Annotated in this window: 3 protein-coding genes; all 3 read left to right on the plus strand. The window is 46.3% G+C overall.

The window, feature by feature from the left end:
• A partial coding sequence (locus BCT81_RS16285) for a tyrosine-type recombinase/integrase (protein ID WP_157938873.1) occupies positions 1-143 on the plus strand: 143 nt, incomplete at its 5' end.
• Between the two features lie 26 nt (positions 144-169).
• Positions 170-949 carry a thioredoxin fold domain-containing protein gene (locus BCT81_RS16290; RefSeq protein WP_102425113.1) on the plus strand — a complete coding sequence of 260 codons (780 nt, stop codon included), beginning with the start codon at positions 170-172 and terminating at the stop codon, positions 947-949.
• A gap of 119 nt (positions 950-1068) precedes the next feature.
• Positions 1069-2805, plus strand: coding sequence for a single-stranded-DNA-specific exonuclease RecJ (gene recJ, locus BCT81_RS16295; protein WP_102425114.1), 1737 nt, complete (start codon positions 1069-1071; stop codon positions 2803-2805).
• Positions 2806-2892: the final 87 nt, after the last annotated feature.

The raw sequence follows: 2892 nt of genomic DNA on the forward strand, positions 1-2892 counted from the left end.
CTCATTTACTGAACTATGGTGCCGATCTTAGGGTCGTACAGATGTTACTTGGGCATAGTGACTTATCGACAACCCAAATTTATACTCACGTGGCGACTGAAAGGCTGAAGCAAATTCATACTCAGCATCACCCTCGTGCTTAAATCCATTTATTTTTAAGGTGAACTTAATGAGCGTATTACGCCGTCTTCCTCTATTAGCGCTGCCGCTGATGATCACTGCATGTAATGCATCAGAAGCGAAAGTAGAACAAACCACAACAGCCGCAGAGGTTGCTTCAGCTCAAGATATTGATACTGCGGCGCTCACCAAGCGTTTTGAAAAAATCGGTATCAAGGTGAACAAGATTGTTCCTTCAGATATTGATGGCCTGCTAGAGATTCAAACCAACAGTGGCATTATCTTCTCATCTCCAGCGGGCGATCATTTTCTAGCCGGTACACTTTACTCTCTGGATGAGAACGGTAAATTCAGCGATGTATTAGCAGAGCGTCAAGCGCCTATCAATGCTGAGAAAGTAGCGGCACTGTCTGATACAGTTATCGAATACAAAGCAGACAACGAAAAGTATGTTGTGACTGTGTTTACTGACATCACTTGTGGCTACTGCGTTCGTCTTCACAGCCAAATGCAGGGCTACAATGACCTAGGTATCACGGTGCGTTACATGGCATACCCACGTCAAGGTGGTACAGGCCAAGTAGCAGACCAAATGGCGGCGATCTGGGCTTCTGACGATCCAAAAGCCGCAATGCACAATGCTAAGGTAGAGCGTAAGATGCCAGTTTCAAATAAAGACCTTGAAGAGAAGAAACAGATCATTGCTAAGCAGTACCAACTAGGTCGTGAGCTTGGTATTAATGGTACACCTGCTATCGTATTGGCAAGCGGTGAGTTGGTGAGTGGTTACTTACCACCTGCACAACTGCTTCAGCGTTTAGAGCAGTAGTCTTAGTCTCTAGCAGAGCTGTCACAGTCGCCATCAGTTAATATGGCGACTGTATTACTTATTTATTCCCATGTTTTTGATTTAAGGAGTGGCCTGATTGATATCAGGCCCATTTTTATATGATAGAGATTCAACGCCGTCCTGAGGTCGACATTTCCGTTTTACCTGCTCATTTACCAGATCTGTTAAAACGCATCTACGTGAGCCGTGGAGTCAACAGTGCAGACCAACTTGAGACTGCAGCGAAAGGTCTACACTCCTATCAAAAACTGGGCGGAATCGATGCTGCCGTTGAATTGTTGTTTAAGGCGATTCAGCATCAAAAACGCATTATTGTGGTTGGCGACTTTGATGCCGATGGAGCAACCAGCTCTGCGCTGTCGGTACTTGCGCTGCGTATGCTAGGCAGTTCAAATGTTGATTACCTAGTTCCTAACCGTTTTGAAGATGGTTACGGTCTTAGCCCTGAAGTGGTGGAACAAGCAATCGAGATTGGTGCGGAAGTGATCATGACGGTTGATAATGGTGTCTCTTCGATTGAAGGGGTGCGTTTTGCCAAAGAGAAAGGTTTAGAAGTTCTGGTCACTGACCATCACTTACCGGGCAGTGAATTGCCTATGGTTGATGCGATGGTGAACCCGAATTTAGAGAGCTGTGCATTTCCGTCTAAAGCGCTCGCTGGTGTTGGCGTGGCTTTCTACCTGATGATGGCACTGTGTGTGCACATGCGTAAACTAAATTGGTTTGCTGAACGTGGCATGACAGAGCCTAAGTTGATGGAGCTGATTGACCTTGTCGCTTTAGGTACGGTTGCGGACGTGGTGCCACTTGATGAAAACAACCGAATTTTAGTACACCAAGGCTTGCAACGTATTCGAGCGGGTAAAGCTCGTCCGGGTATTCAAGCCTTGATTGAGATTGCCAAGCGAGATGCGAAACGTTTAGTCGCTTCTGATTTTGGTTTTGCTTTGGGTCCTCGTATTAACGCTGCTGGTCGATTGGATGACATGTCGTTTGGTGTTGAGCTACTGATGAGCAACAACATCCACGCAGCACGTCGCATGGCGAGCGAGCTTGATGGTTTAAACCAGACTCGTAAAGAGATCGAAGAGGGCATGAAGCAAGAAGCGATGGCTTTCTGTGAACGCCTTGAGTTTGGTAAAGACGACCTACCTTCTGGTTTGGCACTATTCCAACGTGATTGGCACCAAGGTGTGATTGGTATTTTGGCTTCGCGTATCAAAGACAAATACCATCGCCCTGTGATTGCGTTCGCCGATGGTGGAGAAGGGAGCATTAAGGGCTCTTGCCGCTCGATACCAGGTTTGCACATGCGCGATGCACTAGACCGTATCGACACTCAAAACCCAGGCTTGATTATTAAGTTTGGTGGTCACGCAATGGCGGCTGGCTTAACGATCATGGAAAAGGACTTTGAGCGCTTTAGCAAACTGTTCAACGATGTTGTGAAACAAGAACTCGGAGAAACGGCACTTAAGGGCATTATCTTGTCTGACGGAGAGTTGTTACCTGAAGAGTTCTCTATGCACACCGCTGAGACGCTGCGCGCAGGTGGTCCTTGGGGGCAAGCATTCCCAGAGCCAATCTTCGATGGTGAGTTTAAAGTGTTGCACCAAAAGCTGGTGGGTGAAAAACACCTTAAGTTGATGTTAGAGCCACTTTACAAAGGCCACCCAACCAATGTGATGATCGATGGTATCGCTTTTAATGTTGATTTACGTCGCTGGCCAGATGCTTCAGTGAAAACTGTGCATCTTGCCTATAAGCTGGATATTAACGAGTTTCGTGGTAACCAGTCATTGCAGTTAATGGTTGAGCACATCGAAGCAAAATAGCCTAACTTCAATAAGATTACGGCTTCATTCGCCTTATCAAAACAACAAGCTCGGATGTGAAATTCGGGCTTGTTTTTTTTCCTAAAT

Origin of the sequence: Vibrio sp. 10N.261.52.A1 (assembly GCF_002876325.1) — a bacterium.
GTDB lineage: Bacteria > Pseudomonadota > Gammaproteobacteria > Enterobacterales > Vibrionaceae > Vibrio > Vibrio chagasii.

Excerpts from the sequence above, each read along its gene's own strand:
- BCT81_RS16290 (WP_102425113.1), top strand. The coding sequence starts at position 170 with ATGAGCGTATTACGCCGTCTTCCTCTATTAGCGCTGCCGCTGATGATC.
- recJ (WP_102425114.1), top strand. The coding sequence starts at position 1,069 with ATGATAGAGATTCAACGCCGTCCTGAGGTCGACATTTCCGTTTTACCT.